Consider the following 25,844-nt stretch of genomic DNA (forward strand, 5'->3'; position numbering starts at 1 on the left):
GCGTCAGCAGAACCCGGGTACGGCGTGCCACGCCGAGCCGGGCTCGGGGGCGTCCTCGCGGAGGACGGTCGCCTCGATCAGCCCGTAGGGGCGGTCGGCGGCGACGAACACCTCGTTCCGGTTGTCCAGGCCGAAGGGCGACAGGTCCACCAGGAAGTGGTGCTTGTTGGGCGCCGAGAAGCGGATCTCCGCGACCTCGGGGTGCTGCTCGAGGACCGCCTCGCCCATGCCGTAGAGGGTCTGCTGGAGCGCGAGGCTGTGGATCTCGGCGAACCGCTGGAGGAGCAGGGCCTTGATCGCGTCGAACGACTTGTCCCAGTCGATCTCGCCGCGTCCGACGTACGAGCTGTCGTAGCGCCAGCGGGCGACCAGGGACGTCGCGAGGATCCGGTCGTCGGTCTCCTGCAGCGTCGTGTAGCGGTCCTTGAGGAACCCCTGGAACTCGGAGCCGGTCGACTTGAGCACGGTCAGGTCGTGGATCCCGGAGACGACGTGCGCCGTGCGGTCCTGGCCGCTGCCGTCGACGTTGACCACGGTGCTGCGGACCCCGGAGCCGCCGCGGACGAAGGCGTGGTCGTGGCCGGCTCCGTCGACGGCGATCCGGTCCCAGGAGTACTCCTCGACCTCGACCCGCGCGCCGTCCGCGGCGGGCGTGGCGGCGATGAAGTGGTCGGCCAGGGTGAGGGCGTACTCCTCGATCGAGCGGACGCCCTTCTCCTTGGCGAACGCGAAGCATGTGTTCTTCTGGGTGTCGGTCGGGAGGACGTCCTGCTGGTCGCCCACGGTGTGGGCGTCCTCGAACCGGCCACGGAGCGACGTCGAGACGTTCAGGTCCCGGATCTGGTGGCGAGCCGAGTCCCGATAGACGCGGAAGACGCGGTTCTCGGCCTTGCCGTACTGGTTGGCGCCTAGGCGAACGGTCATGGGAATCAGCTCCCTCTGTAGGTGGAGTAGGCAAACGGGCTGAGCAGCAGTGGAACGTGGTGGTGGGAGTCGTCGCGCACCGTGAAGGTGAGCGCCGCCTCGGGGAAGAAGGAGTCCTGCCCGGTGGCTGCGGCATAGGCCGCGAGGTCGAAGCTCAGCCGGTAGGTGCCGGCGTCGAGCTCCTCCGGGCCGAGCTCGCCGACCCGCCCGTCGGCATCGGTGCGGGCGGTGGCGAGGACCTGCTCCCGGTCCGCAGCGAGGAGCAGCAACCGGACCGGTACGCCGGCGGCGGGCCGGCCGAGCGCGGTGTCGAGGACGTGGGTGGTGATCTGGCTCATCGCGCGAGCAGCTTCCGCAGTCGGAGCAGGGCGATCTTGCGCAGCTCCTCGGCCACCACCGCGGCCTCGGTCGGCTCGTCGTTCTCGAGGCGCTCACGCAGGGCGGCGAGGATCTCCTCGGCCGAGAGGCCCGTGGCGCAGATCAGGAAGACCCGACCGAACCGCTGCTCGTAGGCGTGGTTGCCGTCGTGCAGGGCGGCCCGGGTGTCGGTGTCGGTGGAGACGCCGGACTGCTCCTCCCGCGAGAACTCCGCGTCGGTGCCGCGGCCCTCGGCCCGCTCCCCGATCCGGGGGTGCGCGGCCAGCGCGCGGTCGACGTCGGCTGCCGTGAGCTCGCGCGCCGCCTTGTCGGCGACGTCGAGGACCGACTCCAGGTCCGGGTAGGGACGCTGGTCACGGACGGCGGCCGCCCAGGCGGGTGCGTCGCAGCACGCGAGGAGGGCCGACGTGGCGACGGCGGAGGGCGCCGAGTTGAAGTCGTCCAGCATCACAGCGACCGCCTCTTTCCGCTTCGTGGAATAACACTTCCGAACACCGGAAGCCTGCCACGTGGCGCGCGTCACGTCAACAGTTTGTTGAAAATCTGCGAGGGCAGTGCCGGCCCGAGGTGCGAGGTACGAGGACGGCGCTGTTCAGCGAGGAGGCCGACGACCGTCGAATGGGCCAGCGCGCCGCACCGGGCGGCCGCCCTGCATGACGTCAAGGAGGTTGACGCGGCGGTCGCCCTGCATGACGTCACGCAGGTGGCCCGGAGGAGCGCGGCGGGAGTCCGGCGTGGCTTAGGAGCCGGTGCGGTTCAGGTAGTTGTAAACGGTGAACCGGCTGACCCCGAGGGCCTCCGCGACGGTCTCCGCGGACTTGCGGTAGGTGAACGCCCCGCGCTCCTCCAGCAGCCGCACGGCGCGCTGCTTCTCGGCGCGGGCCAGCTGGGACAGGGGCACCCCGAGCTCATCGGCCAGGTCCTCCAGGAGCCGGCCGAGATCGCCCACTGCCTCCGACGCGGCGGCGGGCGGCGACGACGGCAGCCGGACGCCGGCCACGACCTCGCCGTCCCAGACCAGAGGTACGTCGGCCGGACCCATGTCGTCCGGCGCCACGAACCGCCCCTGCACCCGCTCCAGCAACGGCTGCAGCGCGCTCAGCAACGGATGGTCCGGGTCGACGGCCGCGGTCTCGTTCGGGCGGGCCTGCTGCTCAGCCATCGGCACGCTCGACCTGGAGGGTGATCCTGGTGGCGCCGTTGTCCATCGCGGCGCGGAACACCGACGCCAGCGCGCCGTACATCGTGTCCTCGTCGCCGGAGACCGCGGTCCCGAGCGGGCCGAACTCGACGTCCAGGCCGGCCGTGCGCACGGCGTCGAGGGCCGCGGTGACGTGCGCGGGCGGCTCGCCCTCGCCGTGGAACGGCTCGGTGGTGAACTCCGCTCTCAGGCGCATGGACGCAGGCTACTCGCGCGCGCACCCACCGTCAGGAGGGCCGGCGCCGGGCGAGCCCCGAGAGTCGGTGGAGATCCGCGTCGACGAGCCGCTCGACCTCGGACTCGTCGACCGCCCCGCACTCGACGCCGCGCAGCACGAAGCCGGCGAGGGCCGTCGCGGTTGCGGGCTCGTCGAGGAAGCCGGAGTCGCCGCCGCCGAGGTAGGCGCGCAGCCGGGCCGTGGCACCGGGAAGGCCCTCGCGGTAGAAGGCGTAGGTGGCGGCGAACCGGCTCGGCAGCTGGGCGGGGTGCAGGTCCCACCCCTGGTAGAAGCCACGCTCGAGCGACCGGCGGACCAGGCGGGCGTGCAGCCGCCAGCCCGCGTGGACGGCGTCGCGGTCGCCGACCGGGAGCACGTTGGTGGAGCCGTCGGAGACGAAGACCCCGGTGCCGGCCGCGGCGACCTGCATGACGGCCTTGGCGTGGTCCGCGGCCGGGTGCTCCATGCTCTGGTACTCGGCGGCGATGCCGCACACGGCGGAGTAGTCGTAGGTGCCGTAGTGCAGGCCCGTGCACCGCCCGTCGGCGGCCTGGATCATCCGCGCGACCAGCACGGTCCCGTCGGATCCCAGCACGGACTGCGGCGTCTCGACCTGGATCTCGAACCCGAGCGTGCCCGGCGCGAGCCCGTGCGCCTCCTCGACGCCGGTGCAGGCGTGGACCATCGCCAGCACCTGGGCGACCGACGTCACCTTGGGCAGCGTCAGCACGAAGCCCTCCCCCATGCCTCCGGCCGTGGTCAGCTCGCCGACGAACCGGTGCAGGGTGCGCACGCCGCGGGCGCGGGTAGGTGCCTCGAAGCTCTTGAACCGGATGCCGTGGAACGGCGCCGCGGTCCCGTCGGCCAGCGATCGCGCGAGCGCCGCCGCGGCGGTCGTCACCGTCGCGTCCTCGTCCGCGTCGGGCCGCGCTCCGTAGCCGTCCTCGAAGTCGATCCTCAGGTCCTCGATCGGCTCGGACCCGAGCTTGGCGTGCACGCGCGCGTAGACCCCCTCGGCCAGGTCCGCCGGGAGGCCGAGCACGTCGGCGAACCCGCCGGGCCCGCCGCCGTGCTCCTCGAGGACCGCCCGCGCGTCGCGGCCCCAGGTCGGCACCGTGTCGGCGTCGTACCGGTCGGCGGGGACGTAGACGGTGTGCACCGGCTGCCGCACGCCCCGGTCGCCGGGGTAGCGGGCGGCGAGCTCGGCGTCGGCGGCGGCGAGACGCGCGTCCAGGTCGCGGATCAGCTGGTCGAGCGACCTCACGAGGCCACCACCAGCTCGTAGGCGGGAAGGGTGAGGAAGTCCACGAAGTCGTCGGACAGCGCGACCTCGGCGAAGAGGTCGCGGGCCTGCTCGAGCTCGCGTCGGCCGGAACCATCGCCGCCACGGTCGCGGATCCTGCCCATCTCCTCGTCGAGCACCTGTCGGACCAGGTCGGCGGTGACGACGGTGCCGTCGTCGAGGGTGGAGCCGTTGTGCACCCACTGCCAGATCTGGGAGCGGGAGATCTCCGCGGTGGCGGCGTCCTCCATCAGGTTGTGGATGCCCACGGCGCCGTTGCCCCGCAGCCACGACTCCAGGTAGAGCAGCGCCACCTCGACGTTGTTGTGCAGGCCGTCCCGGGTGATCGCGCCGGGTGTCGCGGCCACGTCCAGCAGGTCGGAGGCGGTCACGTGGACGTCGTCGCGCAGCCTGGCCACCTGGTGGGGCCGGTCGCCGAGCACCCCGTCGAAGACGTCACGACAGATCGACACCAGGTCCGGATGTGCGACCCAGGAGCCGTCGAACCCCTGCCCGGCCTCGCGCTGCTTGTCCTCACGCACCTTGGCGAACGCCCGGGCGTTGACCTCCTCGTCCGCGCGGGACGGGATGAACGCCGACATGCCCCCGATGGCGTGCGCGCCTCGCCGGTGGCAGGTCCGCACGAGCAGCTCGGCGTACGCCTTCATGAACGGCGCGGTCATCGCGACCGCGCTGCGGTCCGGGAGCACGAACTGCGGACCTGCGTCGCGGAAGTACTTGATCATGCTGAACAGGTAGTCCCAACGCCCCGCGTTGAGCCCGGAGGCGTGGTCCCGGAGCTCGTAGAGGATCTCCTCCATCTCGAACGCCGCAGGAATCGTCTCGATGAGGACGGTGGCCCGGACGCTCCCGTGCGGGACGCCGAGCCGCTCCTGCGCGAACGTGAAGACGTCGTTCCACAGCCGCGCCTCGAGGTGGCTCTCGAGCTTGGGCAGGTAGAAGTAGGGCCCGCTGTCGCGGGTCAGCAGCTCCTGGGCGTTGTGGAAGAAGTACAGCCCGAAGTCGACCAGGGCTCCCACGGTCGGGAGCCCGTCCACCAGGAGGTGCTTCTCGTCGAGGTGCCAGCCCCGGGGCCGCATCACGATGGTGGCGAGCCGCTGGTCCTTGAGGTCGTACTGCTTGCCCTCCGGCGAGGTGTGGGCGATGTCGCGGCGGATCGCGTCGTACAGGTTGACCTGGCCGCCGACCACGTTGCTCCAGTGCGGCGTGCTGGCGTCCTCCATGTCCGCGAGCCAGACGCGGGCACCCGAGTTCAGCGCGTTGATCGTCATCTTCCGGTCGGTGGGTCCGGTCATCTCGACCCGCCGGTCCTCCAGGTCGGGCGGGGCGGGCGCGACCCGCCACTCGGCCTCCCGGATGCCGGCGGTGTCGGCGAGGAAGTCGAGGCGTCCGGTGCGGGCCACCTCCTCGCGGCGGGTACGGCGCGCCGCGAGCAGCTCGTCGCGACGGGCGCCGAACGTCCGCTGCAGCGCGGTCACGAAGTCGAGTGCGTCCGGGGTGAGGATCCTGTCGTCCCCGTCCCTACGGGGACCTGCCACACGAACGTCCACTCGACACCCAACTCCTGACTCTCCGACTTTCCGTATCGCGGAGGCTACTATCTGCTCTACGGAAGTCGCAACGGGCGGGGTGTCCGTCGGCGACCACACGACCCGAAGGAGTGGCCACGTGAGCGACGAGACGGTGGACACGGTGGATGCCGCGCCCGAGCGCCCGGCCAGGACCGGAGGGGTGCAGTCCATCGAGCGGGCGTTCGCCCTGCTCGAGGTGATCGCCGACCTGGGCGGCGTGGCCGGGCTGTCGCGCCTCTCGGAGGCCTCGGGGCTGCCGCTGCCGACGATCCACCGCCTGGTTCGCACCCTGGTCGACACCGGATACCTCCGCCAGGAGCCGTCCCGGCAGTACGCCCTGGGCCCCCGGCTGATCCGGCTCGGCGAGAGCTCCGCACGGATGCTGAACATCTGGGCCCGACCCCATCTCGTCCGGCTGGTCGACGAGCTGGGCGAGTCGGCCAACCTGGCCATGCTCGACGGCGACCACATGGTCTACGTCGCACAGGCACCCTCACGGCACTCGATGCGGATGTTCACCGAGGTCGGCCGCCGGGTGCTCCCCCACTGCACCGCCGTCGGCAAGGCGATCCTCGCGGAGATGCCTGCCGACCAGGTCGGCGAGCTGCTGGAACGCACGGGCATGCCGCGGTTCACCCCGCAGACGATCACCGATCGGGACGCCTTCTTCACCGCCCTCGAGAAGATCGCCGAGCAGGGCTACGCCATCGACGAGAGCGAGCAGGAGATGGGCGTGCGGTGCGTCGCCCTGACCGTCCCGGGCGGGCCCGGCCGGCTCGCCCTCTCCCTGTCGGGACCGGCGGTGCGGATGACCGAGGAGCTCGTCGAGCGCGCCGTACCCCTCATGCGCGAGGCGGGTACGTCGCTGGCGCGCGACCTGTCCTAGCCGCCGGACGCGCGCCGGACGATGTCGTCGAACCGGGCGCCCATCGCAGCGGAGAGAGCCTGCGCCGCGCTGAGCGGGCGGACCATGACCATCAGGTCGTCGATGAGGCCGTCGGCGTTGGTCCGGACGAAGTCGCAGCCGGTGATGGCCTTGCCGTCGACCTTCGCCTCGAACATCAGGGCGTGGCCGGACGCGCCGTCCTCGTCGTACTCCCGGACGTAGCGGAAGTCCTCGAAGACCTCGACCACGTTGGCGAGGATGGCGGCGGTGATCGGCTTGCCCTCGTAGGGCTTGAACGCGACCGGGCTGGTGAAGACGACGTCGTCGGCGAGCAGAGCGCTCATCGCGTCGACGTCGGCGGCCTCCACGGCCTTGCGGAACGGGTGCATGACCGAACCCTAGGGGCTAACGACGGTCGCGCCGTTCGGCGAGCCTCTGCGCCTGACCTTCGTGGATGTCGCTGACCCACTCCCAGCCAGGCTTGGCCGATGGGCCGATCCGCGGGTCGTCGGGAGCACGGCCATCGCGCAGGGCATGGACGTAGGCCCGGTCGAGCTCGATCCGCGCGCGTACCTGATCGGCTCCGCCCACGGACCCGTGACCGGGGACGACGACTCCGACGTCGTCCGCCACGCCCTCCAGCAGCCCCAGCCCGGTGAGGTAGTCCTCGATCGGGTCGTTGGCGCCGTTGAAGTCGTCGAGCATCGGGATGAAGACGTCGGACAGCATGTCGCCGGCCACGAGAACCCCGCGTTCCTCGATCAGCAGTGCTGCATGCCCCGGGGCGTGCGCCGGATGCTCGACGATCCGGACCCGAGGTCCATCCCAAGGGACCTCCGCGGTTCCGGCAGGCAGACCGGTGATGAGTCCGAACAGGTCCAGCGGCGTCTCCTCGGCGATCTCTGGCGGCAACCCCTCGGCGACGCGGGACCTCCAGTCCGGGCTCGACAGCAGGTCGCGCATGAAGGCTGCACAGCGGGCGGTGCCGTACCGGGGAGCTTCGCCGAGCTCCGCGTGCCAGAGCACGTGATCCCAGTCCGGATGCGTCGCGAAGCCTGCTACCACGGGCTGGTCCCGCTCACGAAGGTCGTTCGCGAGGCAGGTCATCTCGGCGTCAGTGAGTCCGGGGTCGACGACCAGCACGCCGGCCCGGCCCTGCACGACGACGGCGTTGTTCTGGAGGAGCTCGCTCTGGTGGACCTGCACACCTTCCGCGACCTGCGTTAGCATGGGGCACCTTCCGCTGGTGGGTTGCAACCGCTGGTCGAGACGGTAATACCTCATCGATCGCGCTAGGCTCGAACATCTGTTCTATTGTTGGTAGATGGCGAGGACGCGGTTCGTGTGGGTGCGTCCGGCGTTCGCGCCCGCCGAGATGCCGGGCCTGGTCCTCGAGTGGCGCCGGGACCCCGAGGGCGGCTGGCGCGCGCTGGTCACCTGGGTCGAGGCGCGGGGACGGGTCGTCACCGCCTGGGTCCCGGCAGACGAGCTCCGACCTGTGGAGGCGCCGCCGCGGACCGGGTCGGCGTACGGCTGACGCCGCAGCGTCGCGTCAAGGACGGGGTACGACGACCACCGTGCAGGTCGCGTGCTCGACGAGCGTCCCGGCGACCGATCCCAGGATCAGGTCGCCCAGCGTGGAGCGCTCGTGGGACCCCACGACGGCGACGTCGAGGCCGCTCGACAGGTGGAGGAGTGCGTCGTCCGCGAGCCCCTCGACGAGCTCGATCCGCACCGGGACCTCGGGATAGCGCTCGCGGAAGCCGGCGAGCGTCTCGCCGACGACGAGCCTGAGCTCGTCGTACCTCTCGTCGTCGTCGGTGACCAGCCTCGCGCCGCGACTCGCGGTCTCGGCGTCCAGGAAGCAATGGACGACCGTGAGCGGCGCGTCGCGGGAGGCAGCGATCCGGAAGGCCTGGTCGAGCGTGAGCAGGGACTGCGGCGTGCCGTCGATCCCGACCAGCACGCCGCTCCGGCGCGGCACGCCGTTGTCGGGACGCACGACCGCGACCGGGCAGTGGGCATGGCGGGTGAGCCCGACCGACACCGAGCCCAGCAGCAGCCGCTTGACCGGGCCGCGACCGTGGGAGCCGACCACCACCATCCCGGCGCGCTCGGAGGCCTCGATCAGGAGGTGCCGGGCATCCTCGGACTTCCAGCCGACGGAGACGTCGAGGGCAGGGTGCTCCGCGGCGACCGCGTCACGCGCCGCGGCCAGCAGGTGCTCCGCGCCGTCGACCATCGAGTCCTTGAGCGCTTGCACGTCGACGACCGGTTGCACCATCCAGTACGGGTCGACCCCGCCGAGGGCGTGCATGATCACCAGCGGCCGGCGGTCACGACGGGCCTGGTCCGCCGCCCAGGTCAGCGCGCGGCTCGAGTGCTCCGAACCGTCGATCCCGACGACGATCGCGCCGTCGGGGATCCGCACCGGGTCCATGCCTCGATGCAACCACGTGGGATCGGCGAAACCCAGCGGTTCGACCGGGGTCAGGCTGCGTGCCGCTCCGACCGCTCCAGGCGCAGGGTGGCGCGCATCCGGCGCAGCCGCCGGACCAGGACCGGGTCGTGGGCCAGCGCCTCGGGTCGCTCGACGAGGGAGTTGATGACGGCGCCGTACTCCCCCGGCCCGAGGGCGAACCGCTGGCGCGCGGCGGACGCCCGGGTGGCTCCGTAGCGCCACCAGCGTCGCTCGAAGGCGAGCATCGCTTGCTCGTGCTCGGTCAGGTCCATGGCTCCACGGTGCCGGGGCGGTCCGACGGAAATGCCCCGTTCTCACGTCACGGACGTGAATTCTCACGTGAGTCCCGTCACCCCGCTCAGCCGCCGAGCGCGGTGAGGAACTGCTCGACCTCCAGGACTCACCGGCTCACCCACTCCTTGTCGGACATCCGGAGCATGGTCACGGACACGGCCGCGAAGCCGACCGCGTTCAGGCCCCACGCGAACAGGTCGAGCTCGTGGCTGGACACGATCACCGCCGCGACGAAGTGGAGCGGCTGCGACACGAGGACGGCGATCGCTGCCCACGCCGGGACCGACGTACCGCGGAGCAGGGCGCAGCCGAGCAGGACCGACCCGACGACGTGGCCGATCACGAAGATCCCGCCGGCGACGGCCACTCCCGGGTGCAGCTCGGCGTAGGCCTCAGCGGCGACGTCCGTCGGCAGCCCCTGGCGTACGGCGAACAGCACCGCCGCATCGGTGACGATCAGCCACCCGAGCGCCAGGTAGCCGGGCACGAGGAGCGCGGCTCCGACGGCAGCGAGCCGGGGCGACTCCCGGCGTGCGACCTTCGCGACGACCAGCACCGCAGGCACCAGGGTCAGCATCGCGACGAAACCCAGCCAAACCACGGCGTTCTGTGCCGTCTGGTGTGCAGCGACCTGACGGGCGACCTCGCTGCTCGAGTCGGTCGTGTCGTAGGGCAGCACGAAGCGCAGCACGGCGATGGCCACCGGGCCGACCGGCAGCAGCAGCGCCAGCGGGATCCGCCCCCGCCAGGCCAGGTCGGACCGGGTCTCGACCCGTTCGGTCGTGGCGGTCATCGCACTGCCACCTCACGCGCGGCGACCGGCCGGACGAGCAGGGCGACGCCCACGAAGCTCAGCGCGATGAATGCGCCGGCGAACACCGTGACACCGGCGGGCACGTCGTCGACGAAGAAGGCAGGCACGGCGGCCACTGCCGACAGGATGCGCAGCACGACGAGCGGTGCCAGCGCCCGGGCCGCCCCGCGGGCGACGTACCCGATGAGCACGAGGCTCGCCAGGCCGAGAGCGGCGCCGACGACAGCGACCTCCATCGGCGGGTGCTCCCCGTCGGTGACCAGCGGTCCGGAGAGGTCGATCAGGGAGAGCAGCCCCAGAATCACGAGGGCAGTGCGGGAGCGGGTCATGGAATCCTCCTGGCATTCGGCGACGGGATGTCCGCCGCTCCTCCACGGTCGCCACATCGGGCGCGGTTGGTGAGGGCGGGCAGTACCGACGGCCCGGGAGGCTGCCCGGCGACCCGGGATCCCGATCCCGTGTGCCCGGGAGCCTCGGACCGCCACAATGAGGCTGTGTCCGGCCGCCGCGTCTCCCTGATGCTGACGTGCCTCGCCGTCGCCGAGGTCGTGGCGGGGGCGGTGCTCGCTGCGGTCGCGGGGATGTCCTTCGCCGACGCGTTCAACACCTTCGTCGTGACCAACGGCCTGATGGGCGTCTCGTTCGCCGTCTGCGGCGGCATCATCGCCCGGTACCACCCGCGCAACACCGTCGGCTGGCTGTTCATCGCTGACGGCCTCGGCCATGCGACCGGGGCGCTGATGGCCGCGCTCGCCGTGCTCGTCAACGAGCAGGGCGGCCCGGTCGCGGTCGAGCGTCTCGCCTCCACGCTGCTCATGTACTCGTGGCCGTGGTCGATCGGGCTGTTCCTGCCGCTCGCGCTCCTCCTCTTCCCCGACGGGCGCGCCGGGTCCGCCGGCTGGCGCGGCGTCGCGTGGGCGATCGCTGTCACCAGCCCGCTGTTCGTGCTCGAGATCGGGACGAGCCCCGAGCCGTTGACCGACGAGCTCGCGCCGGGCTACCTCACCCTGCGGCAGTACGACGACCTCAGCGCCCTCTGGACCGTGGCGGAGCTGCGCACCAGCCTGGCGATCCTGCTCGCCGTGGTGAGCCTCGTCGTCGGCTACCGCCGGGGCGACGAGCTCCGTCGGCGCCAGCTCCTCTGGCTGGTCCTGGCCGCGATCCTCGTCATCGCCGTCGTCATCCCGTGGTCGTTCGTGTCGGGCACGCCGATCGTCGTACTGCTGGCCGTGCCGCTCATCCCCGTGGCGGTCACGGTCGGCATCGTGCGCGCCCGGCTGTTCGACATCCGGCTGGTCGTCTCGCGCGCCCTCGCCTGGCTGCTCCTGTCCATCGGGGCGCTCGCCGGCTACGTGGTCCTGGTCGCAGCCCTCGACACGTTCGTCAGCGCCCGGCTCGGCAAGTCGGCCCTGGTGACGGTGCTCGTGGCGCTCGCCCTCGCTCCCCTGCTGCCCCGGGTCCAACGGCTCGTCGATCGCTGGATGTACGGCGACCGCGACAACCCGGCGCGGGTCGCGTCGCGGGTCGGCGAGCAGCTCGTCGCGGGCGAGCAGGTCGACCTGGTCGGCGTCGCGGCTGCGGTGCGGACGGCGCTCCGGCTGCCGTACGTCGCGGTGCGCACGCCGTCCGGGATGCTGGCCGAGTCGGGCCAGCCGGACGGCGCGACCGACCTGGTGCCGCTGTCCTATGCCGGCCACGACGTCGGGGAGCTCGTCGTCGGGCTCCGGTCGGGCGAGCGGAGGCTGTCGTCCGCCGACCGGTCCACGCTCGGAGTCGTCGCCGCGTCGCTGGCGCTCGCGGTCCGCGCCCTCGAGCTGTCCGCCGATCTCCGGCACTCCCGGGAGCGACTGGTGATGGCGCGGGAGGAGGAGCGTCGCCGGATCCGCCAGGACCTCCACGACGGACTCGGCCCCACCCTGACCGGCGTCGCGCTGTCCGCCGACGCCGCGGCCAACCTCGTCGACTCCGACCCGAGCACCGTCCGGGACCTGCTCGCCAACCTGCGCCGCGACGCCCGCGTGGCGATCGCCGACGTCCGCCGGCTGGTCGACGACCTGCGGCCGCCCGCCCTCGACGAGCTCGGCCTGATCCAGGCACTCCGGCAGCGTGCCGACCAGCTGGCCTGGCGCTCCGACGGCTCGTCCATCGGTGTCGACCTGCGGGTACCCGACGTCCTGCCGGAGCTCCCCGCCGCCGTCGAGGTCGCGGCCTACCGCATCGCCACCGAGGCCCTCACCAACATCGCGCGCCACGCCGGCGCGCGAGGTGCGACCCTGCAGCTCCGCTGCCACGACCGGCTGGACCTGGAGGTGCTCGACGACGGCGTCGCCACCGAGCCGTGGGCGCCCGGCGTGGGACTGTCCGGCATGCGCGAGCGCGCCGTCGAGCTGGGTGGCACGTTCGAGGCCGGGCCGTGCCCCTCCGGCGGCCGGGTCTACGTCTCGATCCCCCTGGACGCAGCATGACGTCGATCCGCGTCGTTGTCGCCGATGACCACCCGATCGTCCGGGCGGGCCTCGTCGCCCTGCTCTCGTCGCTGCCCGACATGGAGATCGTCGGCACGGCGACGACCGGTCGCGAGGCCGTCCGCGAGGTCGTGATGACCCATCCCGACGTCGCTCTCCTCGACCTCAAGATGCCCGAGCTCGACGGGATCGCGGCCACCCGCGAGATCGCGAAGGCCGCGCCGGAGGTCGGCATCCTCGTGCTCACGATGTACGACGACGACGACTCGGTGTTCGCCGCGATGCGGGCCGGGGCGCGTGGCTACCTGGTGAAGGGCGTCGAGCAGGACGACATCGCCCGGGCTATCCGGTCCGTGGCCGCCGGCGAGGCGATCTTCGGACCGGGGGTCGCGCAGCGCGTGCTCGGCTTCCTCACCACCCCGCACCGCGCCGTCGAGGCGGCGTTCCCGGAGCTGACCCCGCGGGAGCACGACGTCCTCGACCTGCTCGCCGCCGGCCTCAACAACGCCCGGATCGCCGACCGGATGGGCATCGCGTCGAAGACGGTCGCCAACAACGTGTCGTCGATCTTCAGCAAGCTCCAGGTCGCCGACCGCGCCCAGGCCATCGTCCGGGCGCGCGACGCAGGGCTGGGCCGGGACGACCCGACGCGGTCCTGACGAGCTACCTCTCGACAGCTCCGATGTCGCAGGCAGTCCCCCGCGGTCGTCGTACGCCGCGCTGGTCGGCCCCGGGGCAGCCCCCGGTCGCGCCGGCATCGATCGCCGGGCTCCCGGCGAGCGGCATCCTGGTCCGGGTCGGCCCACCGTTGTCGGCGAGCGCGCCGAGCCGGGCGGCGCGGCCCGGGCGGTCGCCCGGTCCGGTCAGGAAGCAGGACCCGTCGTCGGCCAGGTTGTGTCCTCGCGACTCGATCACCATCGACGAGACGTGGCAGTTGTCCAGCCGTCCACCGACGGTGTTGCCGGCGACGATCGTGTTGAGGAGCGTCGTCCGGTACGGCCAGACGTTGGTCAACGGAGCGATCGGTGCGTACCCCTGACCGGAGGTGTAGCCGCCCCCCGCTTTCAGCGCGGTGTTGCCGGTGATCGTCGAGCTCACGATGGTGACGTTGCCGCTGCCGCGGTGATCGATGCCGCCGCCGTAGCCGGTGATCTCGTCCGGGATGAGCTGCGAGAACGGCCGCTCGAACAGGCGGTTCCCCGCGATCGTCGAGTTCACGATCGTCGCGCCGCCGTCGATCCGCAGCCCGCCGCCCTCGGCAGCGGTGTTGAAGGCGATCAGGCTGTCGCGGACCGTGAACGTGGTGAACGGCGTGCTGAAGATGCCACCACCGCCGTCGGCCTTGTTGCGGACGAGCGCGACGCGCTCGACAGTGAGCCGGCCCAGGTTGAGGATGGCGCCGCCGATCGCGATGTCGGCGGGCGTCCTGTCCGCGACGGTCGCATCCCCGCCCGTGATCTTGACGTCGCTCAACGTCAGGTTGCTGCGCGGACCGACACTGAACACCCGGTCGATCGCGTTGCCGTCGATGGTGGTCGCGTCGGCAGCCGCACCGCGCACGGTGACCGGGCCGACGAGGTCGAGGTCACCGCGCGAGGGGTCGCGCTCGAGGTCGGCGACCAGCGACGGGAGCGGCCAGGCGAGCGGTCGGCTCAGCTCGATCCGCCCCCGCGGGAGCACGATCACGTCCGGCCCTCGCGACGCGCGCGTCTCCTGGACGGCCGCGCGGAGGGTGCAGGTGCCGCTCGCGGTCCGGCAGACGCCGTCGCGCGGATCGGCGTCGACCGCGTCACCGAGAGCGTCGACCTCGTGCGTCACCGTTTCCGCGGCGGCCGCGCCTGCCGCATCGGCCGTGATCGCGAGGCCCGGGAGCAGGGCTACGGTCGCTACGCCGACGCTCAGGCGCCGTACGGCTTCTCTCACCTCGGCGACGCTAGCGGACCCCGGCGCTCCTCGGAATGAAGACCGGCACCCCGCGCTCACCGACGAAGACGTCGAGGATCGCGTGATGGGCGGGGTTCCCGAAGAACCCCTGGTTGGCGACGAGCACGCTGCGGCCCGCGAACGTCATGTTGGAGGGCGTGTCGAACGGCACGGGCGAGCCGTTGTCGCCGGTCAGCGGCAGCGACGGCACCCGCTCGACCTCCCGGAACGCCTCGTCGAGCACGACCAGCTGGTTGCTGCCGGCGTTGGCGACGTAGACCCGCCCGGAGCGGGCGAAGCTGAAGCCGTCGGGCAGGTCCATCGGTCGTGACTGCCATAGCTTCGTGAACGTGCGGTCGCCGTGGAGCGGGATCCGGTAGAGCTTGCCCTGGGCGATCGCGAGGTCGCCGAGCCCGAGCGAGGTCTGCTGCATCAGGTACAGCGCACGACGGTTCGGCCCGAGCACCAGGCCGGCGGTGCCGAACTCGACCCCGTCGAGCCGCTTGTCCACGAGCCAGGCACGAGCCCGGCCCCCGCCCGGTGGGACCCGCCAGACGACCGCCTGCCCGTAGTCGCTGACGTAGAGCGCGCCGTCCGGGCCCCAGGTCGCGTAGTTGGGGACGGGACCGGCGTCGCTGAGGTTCGGCGTGCAGCCCTTCCCCGGCAGTCCGAGCGTGCACGCCGGGAGGTCGCGGAGCCGGGAGTACGTCGACCAGCGGCCGTTGTGCAGGTTCAGCCGCAACACCTTGCCGGTGCTCTTCTCCAGTACGACGAGCCGCCCGCGGGCGTCGACGTTGGCGACCTGCACACCGTGGCTGACCGTGAGGTCCTGCCCCTGCACCTCCCACGACCGCAGCAGGTCGCCACCGCGCGACCACTCGCGCACCACCGAGGGCACGCCGTCGGTCTGCGGACTCGCGAAGGTCCCCGCGTAGACCCGGCCGTTCGGGTGCAGGACCACGTTCGCGGGGCGACCCGGTGCCTCGACCATCGCGAGCACCTGGGTGTCCCACTTCTCCCGCTCGGCGACCGCGCCGGACCCGCCGGCCGGCGTGAGGAGCGGCACCAGGCCCACGAGCAGCGCGGCGAGCGCGAGGGGCGTTCGTCGTACGGAGGTCACAGCCGCTCCAGCACCTCTCGCGCGGCCCTCTCCCCCGCGCGAACCGCGCCGTCCATGAAGCCGGACCAGTACGTCGACGTCTCGGTGCCCGCCCAGTGCACGCGACCGAACGGGCGCCGGATCTCCGAGCCGTGGGTCGAGATCAGTCCGGGACGCGGCAGCGCGATCGGGCCGCCGGTCGTCCACGGCTCGAGCGTCCAGTCGTGCTCGGTGTACTCGATCGGGCGGAGCGCCTGCTCGCCGAACATCTCCGCGAACCCCTCGAGCACCGCGCGCTTGCGCTCGGCCCGCGGCAGCCGGCCGTACTGCCTCCAGGTCGAACCTCCGACGAAGGCCAGCAGCACTCCCGGAGCACCTCCGGCCGGGGTGTTGTCGAAGACCACCCGGGTCGCGCCCGAGTGCGACAGCCCGGAGCCGGAGAGACCGTCCGCGCGCCAGAACGGCGTCTCGTAGACGGCGTCGCACTTCATCAGCTTGCCCATCGGCATGTTCGCCAGCAGGTGGCGGCGGCGCTGCGGGAGCTGCGGGTGCCAGTCGATGTCGAGCACCAGCGGCGGCGGGCACGCCACGATCACGCGCTTGGCCCTGACGGTGCCGCGGTCGGTGTGGACGTGCGCCCAGCCGTCGCGCTGGACGATCCGTCGCACCGGCGCGCGCAGCGCGACCCGGTCGCCCAGCTCGCGGGCCATCCGGATCGGGACCATCTGCGATCCGAGCTTGAAGCGGGAGTCCTGGGCGCCGCCCGCCGTACTGGACGAGCGCTCGAACGTGCCGACATTGCTCTCGTTGCCCGCGGTCGCGATGAACCACGCGAGGAACAGCACCGAGACGTTGCCCGCGTCGGAGCCCCAGCTCGGCTGGAAGTAGCACTTGAGGAGCGAGTCGGTGTCGGTGGACAGCGTCTGCCGCGCCACCCAGTCCTTGACCGTGATCGCGTCCCACTCAGCGGCCCTCGGATGGTTCCACGGCGCGTCGACGTCGATCGCCGCCGCCATGTTGTCGATCCGCACCTGCAGCAGGGCAGCGTCGACGAGGATGCTCGGATCCGGCGGGACGGTCCCGGTGTACGTCGAGCGGTGGCCGTTCTTGATGTAGACGTTGTCGCCCTCGACGTACTCCTTGAAGGTCTTGACGCCGAGCTGGTCGGCCAGCCGGAGGATCCGGTCCTGGGTCGGGCCGACGAACGCGCCACCGGCCTCGATCACGCCGCCGGCGCGGAGGTGGTGGTTGAGCACGCGCCCTCCGACCCGGTCGCGGGCCTCGACGACGAGCACCCGCGCGCCGCGCGCCCGCAGCTTCCGCGCGGCCGACAGTCCGGAGATGCCGGCGCCGACCACGACCGCGTCGACGCGGTCGGGAAGTGCGCCTTGCGAGGTGGCGCCGTGCGCGGGTGCCGGCGTCCACAACCCGCCTGCCGCGCCTGCCGCTCCTGCCGCACCGGCGGCGACCCCGCCGAGCAGCTGCCGACGACCGAGTCCTGCACCCATGTCCACCTCGCGCTATCAGGTCAGTTGTCCTACTAGGTCAACGATAGGGCAGCCGAGCGGTTACGTCCGGTCCGCGGACAGCTGCTGCCCGGACGGCGTGATGACGCCGGGGATCGTCGTCGCACCCGTAGGGTGGTCCTGAGAGAGAAGGAGGGCCCGCCCATGGCGCGGATGCCGCTGGCACAGCGACGGCAACAGCTCGTCGACGCCGCGATCGCCGTCCTCACCCGCGAGGGGGTCCCCGGGGCCACCACGCGAGCGATCGTGGCCGAGGCCGGCACCTCGTTGAGCGTTTTCCACTACTGCTTCGACTCCAAGCAGGAGCTGCTCGACGCGGTCATCAAGACCCTCGTCGGCACGACCGTCGACCTCGCCGAGGCATCCTTCGAGGAAGCAACGACGCGGCAGGAGATGATCCGCGCCGGGCTCGGTGCCTACTGGTCACACGTCGTCGCCAACCCCGACCACCACCTCCTCACCTACGAGCTGACGCAGTACTGCCTCCGCACGCCCGGATACGCCGCCGTCGCCCGCCAGCAGTACGACCACTACGCCCACGCGTTCATCGCGATCCTCGACGCCCTCGGCGCCGAGCCGGCCGCTCCCATCGAGGCGATCGGTCGCTACTGCGCGGCGATGATCGACGGCCTGACCCTCGACTGGCTGGTCCGGCGCGACGACCACAGCGCTCGCCAGGTCCTCGACCTGGTGGCGCGCCACATCGACGAGGTCCTGCTGGTGCCGGAGCCCGCCCGCGCCGATCGGTAGCGATCAGCCTTCGTCCGCGTCGGCGGCGAAGTCCTCGTTGTGCGTCCCGGGGCGCGGCGCCCACGGCAGCTCCTTGGCCGGCCGTACGACGACCAGCCGGTCGCCGCGCGCCAGCAGGGTCACGACCGGGTCGAAGTAGCGATAGACCTTCTCGTCGCGGACGACCGCGATCACCTGGTCCGGCAGTGACTGCGGCGGCACGCCGACCTCGTTGACGAGGAGCTCCCGCTCGGCGACCTCGAGGCCGTCGCCGTAGGTCAGCAGGTCCTCCATCACCGTGCCGAGCGTCGGCGACAGCGTCGACAGGCCGAGCAGACGACCGACGGCGTCGGCCGAGATGATGACCGAGTCGGCGCCGGACTGCCGGATCAGCGGGGCGTTCTCCTGCTCGCGCACCGCGGCGACGATGAAGGCGTCGGGGTTGAGCTGACGGACGGTCAGCGTGGCCAGCACGTTGGTGTCGTCCCGGTCGGTGGTGACGATGACCTGGTCGGCCGTGGCGATGCCGGCCCTCCGCAGCACCTCGCGACGCGTCGCGTCCCCGGTGACCACGGCGAGGTTGTCGGCGTGCGCCTCGGCCAGCGCTTCGGGGCTCGGATCGACGATGATCACGTGGTCGCGATCGAGCCCGTTGTTGACGAGGGTGTCGACGGCGCTACGGCCCTTGGTGCCATAGCCGATGACGACCACGTGGTGTCCCATGTGCTTCCTCCAACGGGCGATCCTGAACATCTCGCGCCCGCGCTGCGCGAGCACTTCGAGCGTGGTGCCGATCAACAGCACCAGGAACGCGATGCGGGCGGGGGTGATGACGAAGGCGTTGACCAGGCGCGCCTGGTCGGACACGGGCGCGATGTCGCCGTACCCGGTCGTGCTGAGCGTGACGGTCGTGTAGTAGATCGCGTCGACCAGCGAGACCGTGCCGTACGGGTCGGCCGCCGTCGCGTCGCCGGCGTCGCGGTAGCCACCGCGGTCGATCATCACCAGCAGCACGGTTCCCGCGAGGATGCCGAACGCGGCGAGCAGGCGCCGGCCCAGCTCCCACCACGGTGACCGGGTGCGTTCCGGGAGCGCGACCAGGCTCGCGCCCTTGCCGGCATCCGGCGACGAAAGGTCGTGCACAGCCGCGAGGCTAGTCCACGGTCGGTTCGCCGCCGCGCTCCCTCGCCTGCTGCACGCGGTTGCGCAGCCGCGCGACCAGCTCGCGCCTCGCCCGGGTGGTGGTGTCCTGGGGGAAGACGGTGTCGAACGCGGCGTTGACCGCGGCACCGATGAGTACGGCGAGCGCGACGATGTAGAGCCACAGCAGGATCGCGATCGGGGCGGCGAGCGGGCCGTAGATGGACCGGGAGTCCGTGGCGGTCACCGTGATCACCCAGCGCAGCAGGTAGGAGCCGAGGATCCAGGCGACCAGCGCGAACGTCGCTCCGGGCAGGTTGAAGCTCCAGTTCGTCCGGACCGGCACGGACACGTGGTAGAGCGTCGCCAGGAAGCAGATGCAGATGACGACGACCGTGGGCCAGTAGAACTCCATCAGGAAGTCGGCCCGGTTCGGCAGCCAGTCTCGGACCAGGGTCGGCCCGGCCACGACGAGCGGGATCGAGATCGCCCCGGTGATCAGCGCGAGGATGTAGAGCACGAAGGACAGTGCCCGGGTCTTGACGATGCCGCGGTGCCCGCCGAGCCCGTGCATGATCGTGATGGTGTCGACGAAGACGTTGAGCGCCCGCGAGCCCGACCACAGGGCGAGCACGAAGCCGACCGAGATGACGTCGAACCGGCCGCCCTTGAGCACCTGGTTCAGCGTCGGCTCGATGACCTGGTTGACGGCCCGGTCGGTGAGGAACGTCGAGAACAGGTCGATGACCGCCTCGCGGATGTCCTGGATCTGCGCGGCGCTGAAGTTGTCCGAGACGTAGCCGACCCCTCCGATGAGGGCGAAGATCAGCGGCGGCACGGAGAGTACGGCGAAGAACGCCCCCTCGGCCGCCAGCCCGGTGACGCGGTGCTTGAGGCAGGCCCCGACGGTGGTGACGATCAGCCGCCAGAGGAGGTGGAGGACCCGCTGGAGCAGCGTGCGGTCGGCTGGGGTCCCGTCCGTCGCGGCAGCCGCGGACTTCCCCGCATCCTCAGCCTCCACGGCGCCAACCGTAGACCCACGCGACGCCGGGAGCCGTCACCACTCGCGTGGTGGGGCTCCCGGCGTCCTACGGGTCACACGGTCACACCAGGGCTGGCTCCTTCTCCGACGGAGCGCTCGCGGTCTCCTCGGGCGCGGGACCGTGGTCGTCGACCATCGTCGTCTCGTCGAACGGGTCGTCGCCGGCGAGCACCCGGTCGAACTGGGTGCGGTCCAGACCGCCGGTCCAGGAGCCGATCAGGACCGTGGCCACGGCGTTGCCGGCGAAGTTGGTCAGCGCGCGGCACTCCGACATGAACCGGTCGATCCCGACGATCAGGCCGACGCCGTCGACGAGCTCGGGGCGGTGCGAGCTCAGGCCACCGGCCAGGGTCGCCATGCCGGCACCGGTGACGCCCGCGGCGCCCTTCGACGCGATCATCATGAAGAGCAGCAGCGAGAGCTGCTCGCCGATCGACAGCGGGGCGCCCATGGCCGAGGCGATGAACAGCGAGGCCATCGTCAGGTAGATCGCGGTGCCGTCCAGGTTGAACGAGTAGCCGGTCGGGACTACGACGCCCACGGTCGGCTTGTCGACGCCGGCGTGCTCCATCTTGGCGATCAGGCGCGGCAGTGCCGACTCCGAGGAGGACGTCGAGAGGATCAGCAGGAACTCGCGGCCGAGGTAGCGCAGCAGCGAGAAGAGGTTGATGCCGGTGGCCAGCTTGAGGAGCGCGCCGAGGATGACGAACACGAACAGCGCGCAGGTCACGTAGAAGCCGATCATCAGCACAGCCAGGCTCTTCAGGGCGTCCACGCCGGTCTCGCCGACGACGCCGGCGATCGCGCCGAACGCGCCGACCGGCGCCAGCCACATGATCATCGCGAGGACGCGGAACACCAGCCGCTGGATGTGCCCGACGCCCCGGAGGACCGGCTCACCCGCGGAGCCCATCGCCTGCACGGCGAAGCCGACCAGCAGCGCGATGAGGAGCGTCTGCAGCACCTCACCGGACGTGAGGGCCGACAGCATCGAGTCCGGCACGATGCCGAGCAGGAAGTCCGTCGTGCTCGCGTGGCCGGTCTCCGCGGCCTGCTCCGCGCCGGCGGACGCGGTCTCCTCGGTGATGTTGAGGCCCGCTCCCGGGTTCAGCACGTTGCCGACGAGGAGGCCGATGCCGAGCGCCGCCGTCGACATCACGACGAAGTACAGCATCGCGAGCCCGCCGACCTTGCCGACCCGGGCCGCACTGCGGACCGATCCGACGCCGAGCACGATCGTGCAGAAGATGACCGGCTGGATCATCATCTTGATCAGTGCCACGAACGCCTGCCCGAGCGGCTTGAGCTCGACCGCGAAGGCCGGCGCGACCATCCCGACCGCGATGCCGGCGGCGACGGCGCCGATGACGGCGAGGTAGAGGTAGTGGGTTCGGTCCCGGCGGGCCCGCTTGCCCGCTGGCGGGGTGGTGACCCCGTTGGTAGTGGCGCTGCTCATCGTTGACCTCCTGGGGGATGCCGGCGGACCCGGCTTGCCCCCCGACCATCCCGGCCCGGGTGACCTGCGTCACCGTTGCGTTCGTTGTGTTCGTGACGCACGCCACAACGAACGGCCGCGGCTGCGCGAGAATGCCGGTGTGCGTCGCCCTCGCCCCCTCGCCGGTCTCTCGGTCGCCCGGCAGATCCTGCTGCTGCAGGTCGGCGTGGTCGTCGTCCTCGTCGCGACGGCGATCGGCCTGACGGCGTACGACGCGCGCCGCGACGCCCGCGACCACGCGACGGACCGGGCCGTCGCTGTCGCCCAGGCGGTTGCCGACGCCCCCACCGTGCGGGAAGCCGTCGCATCACCCGATCCCACGGCAGTCCTCCAGCCGTACGCCGAGCAGGTGCGCGCCGACACCGACACCGACTTCGTCGTCGTGATGAACCTCGACCGGATCCGCTACACGCACCCGGACCCCGAGAACATCGGCAAGCCGTTCATCGGCGATCTCGGCGGCGCGCCCGAGGGCAGGGTCTTCACCCAGGAGGCAACCGGCACCCTCGGGCCGTCGGTGCGTGCCGTCGTCCCGGTCCGTGACGGCGACGAGGTGGTGGCGCTGGTGTCGGTCGGCATCACGATCAGCGACATCGACCGCGCGCTCCGTCGCGACGTGCTGGTGATCCTGCTGTGCGCCGGCGCGGTCCTCGCCCTGGGCCTGGCCGCGGCGGGCCTGGTCAGCCGACGTCTCCGGCGGATGACCCACGGGATGGGCGAGCGCGAGATCGCGCGGATGTACGAGTACTTCTCCGCCGTGCTCCACGCCGTCCGGGAGGGCCTGCTGCTCCTCGACCTGGACGGCCGGGTGGAGCTGGTGAACGACGAGGCGCGGCGCCTGCTCGACCTGCCCGACGACGTCATCGGCCGGCCGGTCGCCGACCTCGGCCTGGCCCCCGGACTGGTCGCCGCTGCGCTGGGCCGGACCGCGGAGTCCGACGACCTCTACCTCGCCGGCGACCGGATGCTGGTCGTCTCGACCGCCCCCGCGCTCTGGGAGGGCCGCGAGGTCGGCTCGGTGGTGAGCCTGCGCGACCACACCGAGCTGCGCTCGGTCACCGGCGAGCTCGACCTGGTCCGACGGCTCACCGAGTCGCTCCGCTCCCAGAACCACGAGGCCGCGAACCGGCTGCACACCGTGGTGTCCCTCATCGAGATGGGGCGGCCCGAGGAGGCGGTCGACTTCGCCACCGAGGAGCTCCAGGTCGCCCAGCTGCTGGCCGACCGCGTGGTGGGTGCCGTCGACGACCCGGTCGTGGCCGCGCTCCTGCTCGGGAAGTCCGCGGAGGCGGCCGAGCGCGGCATCGACCTCGCCGTGACCGGGAGCGTCTCCGACACCGGCACGCTCCCCCGCCGCGACCTGGTCACCGTGCTCGGCAACCTGGTCGACAACGCCTTCGAGGCCGTGGCGGACTCCTCCGGTGACGAGCGGCGGGTCACCGTCCACCTGGAGCGCCACGACGGGGTGCTGACGATCGAGGTCGAGGACAGCGGTGCCGGGCTCGACGAGGAGGACGCAGCGCGGGTCCTCGACCGCGGTTGGACGACCAAGGCCGCGCCCGGATCAGGTCGCGGCCTCGGGCTCGCGCTCGTCGTACAGGTCGCGCGACGGCACGACGGCGACGTGACGATCGGCCGGTCGTCCCTCGGCGGCGCACGGTTCACCGTCGTGCTGCGTGACCAGGAGTCCGGATGACCGTGCGGGTGCTGGTCGTCGAGGACGAGGTGCGCGTCGCCGAGGCGCATGCGTCGTACGTCGGCCGCGTGCCCGGGTTCGAGGTCGCCGGTGTCGCGCACTCGGTTGCGGACACGATGCGGATCCTCGACGCGGAGCGCGGCCGCGGCCGGCCGGTCGACCTGCTGCTGCTCGACATGAACCTCCCCGACGGCCACGGCCTCGGGCTGCTGACGGGCGTCCGCGGTGCCGGCCACCTCTGCGACGTGATCGCCGTGACCGCAGCCCGCGACACCGACGTCGTGCGGCACGCCGTCGCCCAGGGCGTCGTGCTCTACCTGCTGAAGCCGTTCACGTTCGCGACGTTCCGGTCGAAGCTGGAGCAGTACGCCGCCTACCGCGACCACCTCGCCTCGTCCCCCCGCGAGGTCGTCCAGGACGAGGTCGACCGCCTGCTCGGCTCGCTCCGCCCGACGGGCACCACGCCGCTGCCGAAGGGGATGAGCGCGGAGACCCTCCAGGACGTGACGTCGGCAGTCCGCTCCGCCGCTGCCGGCCTGTCCGCGAGCGAGGCCGCGGCGATCGTCGGGATCTCCCGGGTCACCGCCCGGCGCTACCTCGAGCACCTCGCCGGGACCGGGCTGGCCGACCGGCAGCCGCGGTACAGCGGTGGCGGCGGCCGCCCCGAGGTCGCCTACCTCTGGCGCTGACCTGCGGGCGGGCAGGTTTATCCACAGGTCGGCGGCAGGGGTCTCCCGCGCCCGGGTCGAAACGAACACGATGGCGCCATGAACAGCTCATCTCGGGAGCCCTTCTCCCCCGTCCTCGCGACCGACGCCGACGTCACCACCATGTGGCGGACCATCATCAACCCGCTCGGCTGGCACACCTGGCGGGTGTACTTCATGCTCGTCGATCCGGACGGTCACCCGCATCCGCAGCTGGTCGAGGTCGACGAGATGCCCGAGACGTTCGACAGCGAGGACGCCGTCCGCTTCGTGGAGTTCCTGTCGATGCTCGCCGACGACCTCGGCGGCGACTCCTGCAGCGTCGCACTGATGTTCGCGCGCCCGGGCGACGGCGGCCTTTCCGACGGCGACCGCGCCCTGTGCTGCGAGCTCTACGCCGCCGCGAAGGACGCAGGCCTCCGGCTCGAGCTGCTCCACGTCGCCACCGACACGGCGATCACCCCTGCGCCGATGGACGAGGTGCTCCCCCGGACGGCATAGTCCTGGGGTGCCGAAGATCCCCGTTCCCGACGTCCTCCTCCGCACGCTCGGCCGTCAGCTCGGCGGGCCTTCAGGTCCGCTGGGCACTGTGGTCGCCCGGATGCTCAACAAGGGGAACGCTGCGACGATCCGCGCGGCGGTCGAGGCACTCGAGCTGACCGGCGGTGAGACCGCGGCCGACATCGGGTTCGGTGGCGGGCTCGGTCTCGACCTTCTGCTGGCGGGGACCGGGGAGAGCGGGCGGGTCCACGGAGTCGAGCCGTCGGGCGACATGGTGACCCGCGCCCGCCGTACGCATGCCGCAGCGCTCGCCGACGGTCGACTCGAGCTCCACGAGGCGCCGATGGAGGCGCTGCCGTTCCCCGACGGGACGCTGGACGGGTGGATCAGTCTCAACACGATCTACTTCGTGGCGGACCTGGCGCCCGCCGCGCGAGAGCTCGCGCGCGTCCTCGCTCCGTCGGGCCGGGGCGTCCTCGGCGTCGCCGACCCGGACTGGATGGCGAGCCAGGCGTTCACCAAGCACAACTTCACGCTGCGCCCCGTGGCCGAGGTCGTCGCAACCCTGGAAGCCAGTGACCTGACCGTCGAGGACCGGACCCTCACCGGACGGATGCCCTACCACCTGCTCGTCTGCCGCCCGACCCGCTGAGGGCCGGCCACCGGGAATTCGATCGACACGACGGGCCCCAGCGACGACGATCGACGATCGTGACCAGCAGCGAGGTGTGGAGCGCCGAGACGGCCGAGCGGTACGACGCCGAGGACAGCGGCATGTTCGCGCCGGAGGTGCTCGGGCCGACCGTCGACTTCCTCGCCGGGCTCGCGGGCGACGGCGCGGCGCTGGAGCTCGCGATCGGGACCGGCCGGGTCGGCGTACCTCTGCGGCGGCGCGGGGTGCCCGTCGTCGGCATCGAGCTGTCGGCGCCGATGGCGGAGCAGCTGCGGGCGAAGGTCGACGAGGCGACCCTGCCGGTGACGATCGGCGACATGGCCACGACCGTGGTCGAGGGCGGCGCGGGGACGTTCGCACTGGTCTACCTCGTCTACAACACCATCTCGAACCTGCAGACGCAGGACGAGCAGGTCGAGTGCTTTGTCAACGCCGCGCGCCACCTCGCGCCTGGCGGGCGGTTCGTGATCGAGGTGGGCGTGCCGCCGCTGCGCCGCCTCCCTCCCAGCCAGACGGCCGTGCCGTTCGACGTCACTGACGAGCACGTCGGGTTCGACACGTTCGACCTCGCCACCCAGCAGTCGACGTCGCACCACTTCACCCGCGAGGCGGATGGGACCTGGCGGCGCGACGCCGGCCGGTTCCGGTTCACCTGGCCGGCCGAGCTCGACCTGATGGCACGGATCGCCGGCCTCCGGCTCGAGGCGCGCTACGCCGACTGGGACCGGAGCACCTTCACCGGCGAGAGCACGAAGCACGTGTCGGTCTGGCGGAAGCCCGCCTGACACCTCGGTTTTTC

Annotated in this window: 29 protein-coding genes; 10 read left to right on the forward strand and 19 right to left on the reverse strand. The window is 71.9% G+C overall.

Annotation, left to right across the window (positions count from 1 at the left end; translation table 11 throughout):
- Window positions 1-3: 3 nt before the first annotated feature.
- From pucL to aceB, 7 genes are all read right to left on the reverse strand, one after another.
- On the reverse strand, window positions 4-924 hold the full coding sequence (gene pucL, locus D0Z08_RS15530) for a factor-independent urate hydroxylase (RefSeq protein ID WP_118926169.1): 921 nt from the start codon (window positions 922-924) through the stop codon (window positions 4-6).
- A gap of 5 nt (window positions 925-929) precedes the next feature.
- A complete protein-coding gene (gene uraH / locus D0Z08_RS15535) occupies window positions 930-1,262 on the reverse strand; it encodes a hydroxyisourate hydrolase (protein WP_118926170.1) in 333 nt (110 codons plus the stop codon).
- Window positions 1,259-1,750, reverse strand: coding sequence for a 2-oxo-4-hydroxy-4-carboxy-5-ureidoimidazoline decarboxylase (uraD, locus tag D0Z08_RS15540; RefSeq protein WP_245994019.1), 492 nt, complete (start codon window positions 1,748-1,750; stop codon window positions 1,259-1,261). The genes uraH and uraD overlap by 4 nt, the downstream gene beginning before the upstream one ends.
- 291 nt (window positions 1,751-2,041) lie before the next feature.
- Window positions 2,042-2,464, reverse strand: coding sequence for a helix-turn-helix domain-containing protein (locus D0Z08_RS15545; RefSeq protein ID WP_118926293.1), 423 nt, complete (start codon window positions 2,462-2,464; stop codon window positions 2,042-2,044).
- Window positions 2,457-2,699, reverse strand: coding sequence for a thiamine-binding protein (locus D0Z08_RS15550; RefSeq protein ID WP_118926172.1), 243 nt, complete (start codon window positions 2,697-2,699; stop codon window positions 2,457-2,459). The genes D0Z08_RS15545 and D0Z08_RS15550 overlap by 8 nt, the downstream gene beginning before the upstream one ends.
- 31 nt (window positions 2,700-2,730) lie before the next feature.
- Window positions 2,731-3,984, reverse strand: coding sequence for a DUF6986 family protein (locus D0Z08_RS15555; protein WP_118926173.1), 1,254 nt, complete (start codon window positions 3,982-3,984; stop codon window positions 2,731-2,733).
- Window positions 3,981-5,561, reverse strand: a complete 1,581-nt coding sequence (aceB, locus tag D0Z08_RS15560) for a malate synthase A (RefSeq protein ID WP_245993994.1) — start codon at window positions 5,559-5,561, stop codon at window positions 3,981-3,983. Before aceB ends, D0Z08_RS15555 begins: the two co-directional genes overlap by 4 nt.
- A gap of 130 nt (window positions 5,562-5,691) precedes the next feature.
- On the opposite strand from aceB, the gene D0Z08_RS15565 reads away from it, so the two are divergent.
- Window positions 5,692-6,480: an IclR family transcriptional regulator gene (locus D0Z08_RS15565; protein ID WP_281271739.1), complete on the forward strand. Its 789-nt coding sequence runs from the start codon at window positions 5,692-5,694 to the stop codon at window positions 6,478-6,480.
- Here the strand turns inward: D0Z08_RS15565 and D0Z08_RS15570 are convergent.
- Complete coding sequence (locus tag D0Z08_RS15570; RefSeq protein ID WP_118926175.1) at window positions 6,477-6,869, reverse strand: nuclear transport factor 2 family protein; 393 nt, start codon at window positions 6,867-6,869, stop codon at window positions 6,477-6,479. The genes D0Z08_RS15565 and D0Z08_RS15570 overlap by 4 nt on opposite strands.
- A 16-nt stretch (window positions 6,870-6,885) precedes the next feature.
- Window positions 6,886-7,710, reverse strand: coding sequence for an MBL fold metallo-hydrolase (locus D0Z08_RS15575; protein ID WP_118926176.1), 825 nt, complete (start codon window positions 7,708-7,710; stop codon window positions 6,886-6,888).
- A gap of 94 nt (window positions 7,711-7,804) precedes the next feature.
- Between D0Z08_RS15575 and D0Z08_RS15580 the strand changes: the two genes are divergently transcribed.
- Window positions 7,805-8,017: a hypothetical protein gene (locus D0Z08_RS15580; RefSeq protein ID WP_118926177.1), complete on the forward strand. Its 213-nt coding sequence runs from the start codon at window positions 7,805-7,807 to the stop codon at window positions 8,015-8,017.
- A 15-nt stretch (window positions 8,018-8,032) separates the two neighbouring features.
- On the opposite strand, the gene D0Z08_RS15585 is transcribed toward D0Z08_RS15580, so the two are convergent.
- The 4 genes from D0Z08_RS15585 to D0Z08_RS15600 form a co-directional block, all read right to left on the reverse strand.
- Complete coding sequence (locus D0Z08_RS15585; RefSeq protein WP_118926178.1) at window positions 8,033-8,920, reverse strand: universal stress protein; 888 nt, start codon at window positions 8,918-8,920, stop codon at window positions 8,033-8,035.
- Window positions 8,921-8,970: 50 nt separating this feature from the next.
- Window positions 8,971-9,213, reverse strand: coding sequence for a DUF3263 domain-containing protein (locus D0Z08_RS15590; protein WP_118926179.1), 243 nt, complete (start codon window positions 9,211-9,213; stop codon window positions 8,971-8,973).
- Window positions 9,214-9,341: 128 nt separating this feature from the next.
- Window positions 9,342-10,028 (reverse strand): DUF4386 family protein, encoded by a 687-nt coding sequence (locus D0Z08_RS15595; protein ID WP_118926180.1) that lies wholly within the window; start codon window positions 10,026-10,028, stop codon window positions 9,342-9,344.
- Complete coding sequence (locus D0Z08_RS15600; RefSeq protein ID WP_118926181.1) at window positions 10,025-10,378, reverse strand: hypothetical protein; 354 nt, start codon at window positions 10,376-10,378, stop codon at window positions 10,025-10,027. Before D0Z08_RS15600 ends, D0Z08_RS15595 begins: the two co-directional genes overlap by 4 nt.
- Window positions 10,379-10,543: 165 nt before the next feature.
- Between D0Z08_RS15600 and D0Z08_RS15605 the strand changes: the two genes are divergently transcribed.
- Window positions 10,544-12,514: a sensor histidine kinase gene (locus D0Z08_RS15605; protein ID WP_245993996.1), complete on the forward strand. Its 1,971-nt coding sequence runs from the start codon at window positions 10,544-10,546 to the stop codon at window positions 12,512-12,514.
- Window positions 12,511-13,173, forward strand: coding sequence for a response regulator (locus D0Z08_RS15610; RefSeq protein WP_118926182.1), 663 nt, complete (start codon window positions 12,511-12,513; stop codon window positions 13,171-13,173). The genes D0Z08_RS15605 and D0Z08_RS15610 overlap by 4 nt, the downstream gene beginning before the upstream one ends.
- 4 nt (window positions 13,174-13,177) lie before the next feature.
- Here the strand turns inward: D0Z08_RS15610 and D0Z08_RS15615 are convergent, their stop codons facing one another.
- From D0Z08_RS15615 to D0Z08_RS15625, 3 genes are read right to left on the reverse strand one after another with little or no spacing between them, the layout of a single operon-like run.
- Entirely contained in the window at window positions 13,178-14,437 is a 1,260-nt protein-coding gene (locus D0Z08_RS15615) for a choice-of-anchor Q domain-containing protein (protein ID WP_220454205.1), read from the reverse strand.
- Window positions 14,438-14,447: 10 nt separating this feature from the next.
- Window positions 14,448-15,557: an SMP-30/gluconolactonase/LRE family protein gene (locus D0Z08_RS15620; protein ID WP_118926183.1), complete on the reverse strand. Its 1,110-nt coding sequence runs from the start codon at window positions 15,555-15,557 to the stop codon at window positions 14,448-14,450.
- Window positions 15,554-17,044 carry a flavin monoamine oxidase family protein gene (locus D0Z08_RS15625; protein WP_118926184.1) on the reverse strand — a complete coding sequence of 497 codons (1,491 nt, stop codon included), beginning with the start codon at window positions 17,042-17,044 and terminating at the stop codon, window positions 15,554-15,556. Before D0Z08_RS15625 ends, D0Z08_RS15620 begins: the two co-directional genes overlap by 4 nt.
- 162 nt (window positions 17,045-17,206) lie before the next feature.
- Here D0Z08_RS15625 and D0Z08_RS15630 point away from each other — a divergent pair, with 162 nt between their 5' ends.
- On the forward strand, window positions 17,207-17,812 hold the full coding sequence (locus tag D0Z08_RS15630) for a TetR/AcrR family transcriptional regulator (RefSeq protein ID WP_118926185.1): 606 nt from the start codon (window positions 17,207-17,209) through the stop codon (window positions 17,810-17,812).
- 3 nt (window positions 17,813-17,815) lie between these two features.
- On the opposite strand, the gene D0Z08_RS15635 is transcribed toward D0Z08_RS15630, so the two are convergent.
- The 3 genes from D0Z08_RS15635 to D0Z08_RS15645 all read right to left on the reverse strand — a co-directional run bounded on the left by D0Z08_RS15635 (window position 17,816) and on the right by D0Z08_RS15645 (window position 21,429).
- Window positions 17,816-18,934, reverse strand: a complete 1,119-nt coding sequence (locus D0Z08_RS15635; protein ID WP_118926186.1) for a potassium channel family protein — start codon at window positions 18,932-18,934, stop codon at window positions 17,816-17,818.
- A gap of 10 nt (window positions 18,935-18,944) precedes the next feature.
- On the reverse strand, window positions 18,945-19,952 hold the full coding sequence (locus tag D0Z08_RS15640) for a YihY/virulence factor BrkB family protein (protein WP_245993997.1): 1,008 nt from the start codon (window positions 19,950-19,952) through the stop codon (window positions 18,945-18,947).
- Window positions 19,953-20,034: 82 nt separating this feature from the next.
- A complete protein-coding gene (locus D0Z08_RS15645; protein WP_118926187.1) occupies window positions 20,035-21,429 on the reverse strand; it encodes a cation:dicarboxylate symporter family transporter in 1,395 nt (464 codons plus the stop codon).
- A 139-nt stretch (window positions 21,430-21,568) separates the two neighbouring features.
- On the opposite strand from D0Z08_RS15645, the gene D0Z08_RS15650 reads away from it, so the two are divergent.
- The 5 genes from D0Z08_RS15650 (at window position 21,569) to D0Z08_RS15670 (ending at window position 25,830) form a co-directional block, all read left to right on the forward strand.
- Entirely contained in the window at window positions 21,569-23,164 is a 1,596-nt protein-coding gene (locus D0Z08_RS15650) for a sensor histidine kinase (RefSeq protein WP_245993999.1), read from the forward strand.
- Window positions 23,161-23,853, forward strand: a complete 693-nt coding sequence (locus tag D0Z08_RS15655; protein WP_118926188.1) for a response regulator — start codon at window positions 23,161-23,163, stop codon at window positions 23,851-23,853. The genes D0Z08_RS15650 and D0Z08_RS15655 overlap by 4 nt, the downstream gene beginning before the upstream one ends.
- A 78-nt stretch (window positions 23,854-23,931) precedes the next feature.
- Complete coding sequence (locus tag D0Z08_RS15660) at window positions 23,932-24,372, forward strand: hypothetical protein (protein WP_118926189.1); 441 nt, start codon at window positions 23,932-23,934, stop codon at window positions 24,370-24,372.
- 7 nt (window positions 24,373-24,379) lie between these two features.
- Window positions 24,380-25,024: a methyltransferase domain-containing protein gene (locus tag D0Z08_RS15665; RefSeq protein ID WP_220454206.1), complete on the forward strand. Its 645-nt coding sequence runs from the start codon at window positions 24,380-24,382 to the stop codon at window positions 25,022-25,024.
- A gap of 59 nt (window positions 25,025-25,083) precedes the next feature.
- Complete coding sequence (locus D0Z08_RS15670) at window positions 25,084-25,830, forward strand: class I SAM-dependent DNA methyltransferase (protein WP_118926190.1); 747 nt, start codon at window positions 25,084-25,086, stop codon at window positions 25,828-25,830.
- Window positions 25,831-25,844: the final 14 nt, after the last annotated feature.

Source organism: Nocardioides immobilis (genome assembly GCF_003515065.1).
Classification (GTDB): Bacteria; Actinomycetota; Actinomycetes; order Propionibacteriales; family Nocardioidaceae; genus Nocardioides; species Nocardioides immobilis.

Excerpts from the sequence above, each read along its gene's own strand:
- pucL (WP_118926169.1), bottom strand. The coding sequence starts at position 924 with ATGACCGTTCGCCTAGGCGCCAACCAGTACGGCAAGGCCGAGAACCGC.
- uraH (WP_118926170.1), bottom strand. The coding sequence starts at position 1,262 with ATGAGCCAGATCACCACCCACGTCCTCGACACCGCGCTCGGCCGGCCC.
- uraD (WP_245994019.1), bottom strand. The coding sequence starts at position 1,750 with ATGCTGGACGACTTCAACTCGGCGCCCTCCGCCGTCGCCACGTCGGCC.
- D0Z08_RS15545 (WP_118926293.1), bottom strand. The coding sequence starts at position 2,464 with ATGGCTGAGCAGCAGGCCCGCCCGAACGAGACCGCGGCCGTCGACCCG.
- D0Z08_RS15550 (WP_118926172.1), bottom strand. The coding sequence starts at position 2,699 with ATGCGCCTGAGAGCGGAGTTCACCACCGAGCCGTTCCACGGCGAGGGC.
- D0Z08_RS15570 (WP_118926175.1), bottom strand. The coding sequence starts at position 6,869 with ATGCACCCGTTCCGCAAGGCCGTGGAGGCCGCCGACGTCGACGCGATG.
- D0Z08_RS15575 (WP_118926176.1), bottom strand. The coding sequence starts at position 7,710 with ATGCTAACGCAGGTCGCGGAAGGTGTGCAGGTCCACCAGAGCGAGCTC.
- D0Z08_RS15580 (WP_118926177.1), top strand. The coding sequence starts at position 7,805 with ATGGCGAGGACGCGGTTCGTGTGGGTGCGTCCGGCGTTCGCGCCCGCC.
- D0Z08_RS15585 (WP_118926178.1), bottom strand. The coding sequence starts at position 8,920 with ATGGACCCGGTGCGGATCCCCGACGGCGCGATCGTCGTCGGGATCGAC.
- D0Z08_RS15590 (WP_118926179.1), bottom strand. The coding sequence starts at position 9,213 with ATGGACCTGACCGAGCACGAGCAAGCGATGCTCGCCTTCGAGCGACGC.
- D0Z08_RS15595 (WP_118926180.1), bottom strand. The coding sequence starts at position 10,028 with ATGACCGCCACGACCGAACGGGTCGAGACCCGGTCCGACCTGGCCTGG.
- D0Z08_RS15600 (WP_118926181.1), bottom strand. The coding sequence starts at position 10,378 with ATGACCCGCTCCCGCACTGCCCTCGTGATTCTGGGGCTGCTCTCCCTG.
- D0Z08_RS15610 (WP_118926182.1), top strand. The coding sequence starts at position 12,511 with ATGACGTCGATCCGCGTCGTTGTCGCCGATGACCACCCGATCGTCCGG.
- D0Z08_RS15625 (WP_118926184.1), bottom strand. The coding sequence starts at position 17,044 with ATGGGTGCAGGACTCGGTCGTCGGCAGCTGCTCGGCGGGGTCGCCGCC.
- D0Z08_RS15630 (WP_118926185.1), top strand. The coding sequence starts at position 17,207 with ATGGCGCGGATGCCGCTGGCACAGCGACGGCAACAGCTCGTCGACGCC.
- D0Z08_RS15645 (WP_118926187.1), bottom strand. The coding sequence starts at position 21,429 with ATGAGCAGCGCCACTACCAACGGGGTCACCACCCCGCCAGCGGGCAAG.
- D0Z08_RS15655 (WP_118926188.1), top strand. The coding sequence starts at position 23,161 with ATGACCGTGCGGGTGCTGGTCGTCGAGGACGAGGTGCGCGTCGCCGAG.
- D0Z08_RS15660 (WP_118926189.1), top strand. The coding sequence starts at position 23,932 with ATGAACAGCTCATCTCGGGAGCCCTTCTCCCCCGTCCTCGCGACCGAC.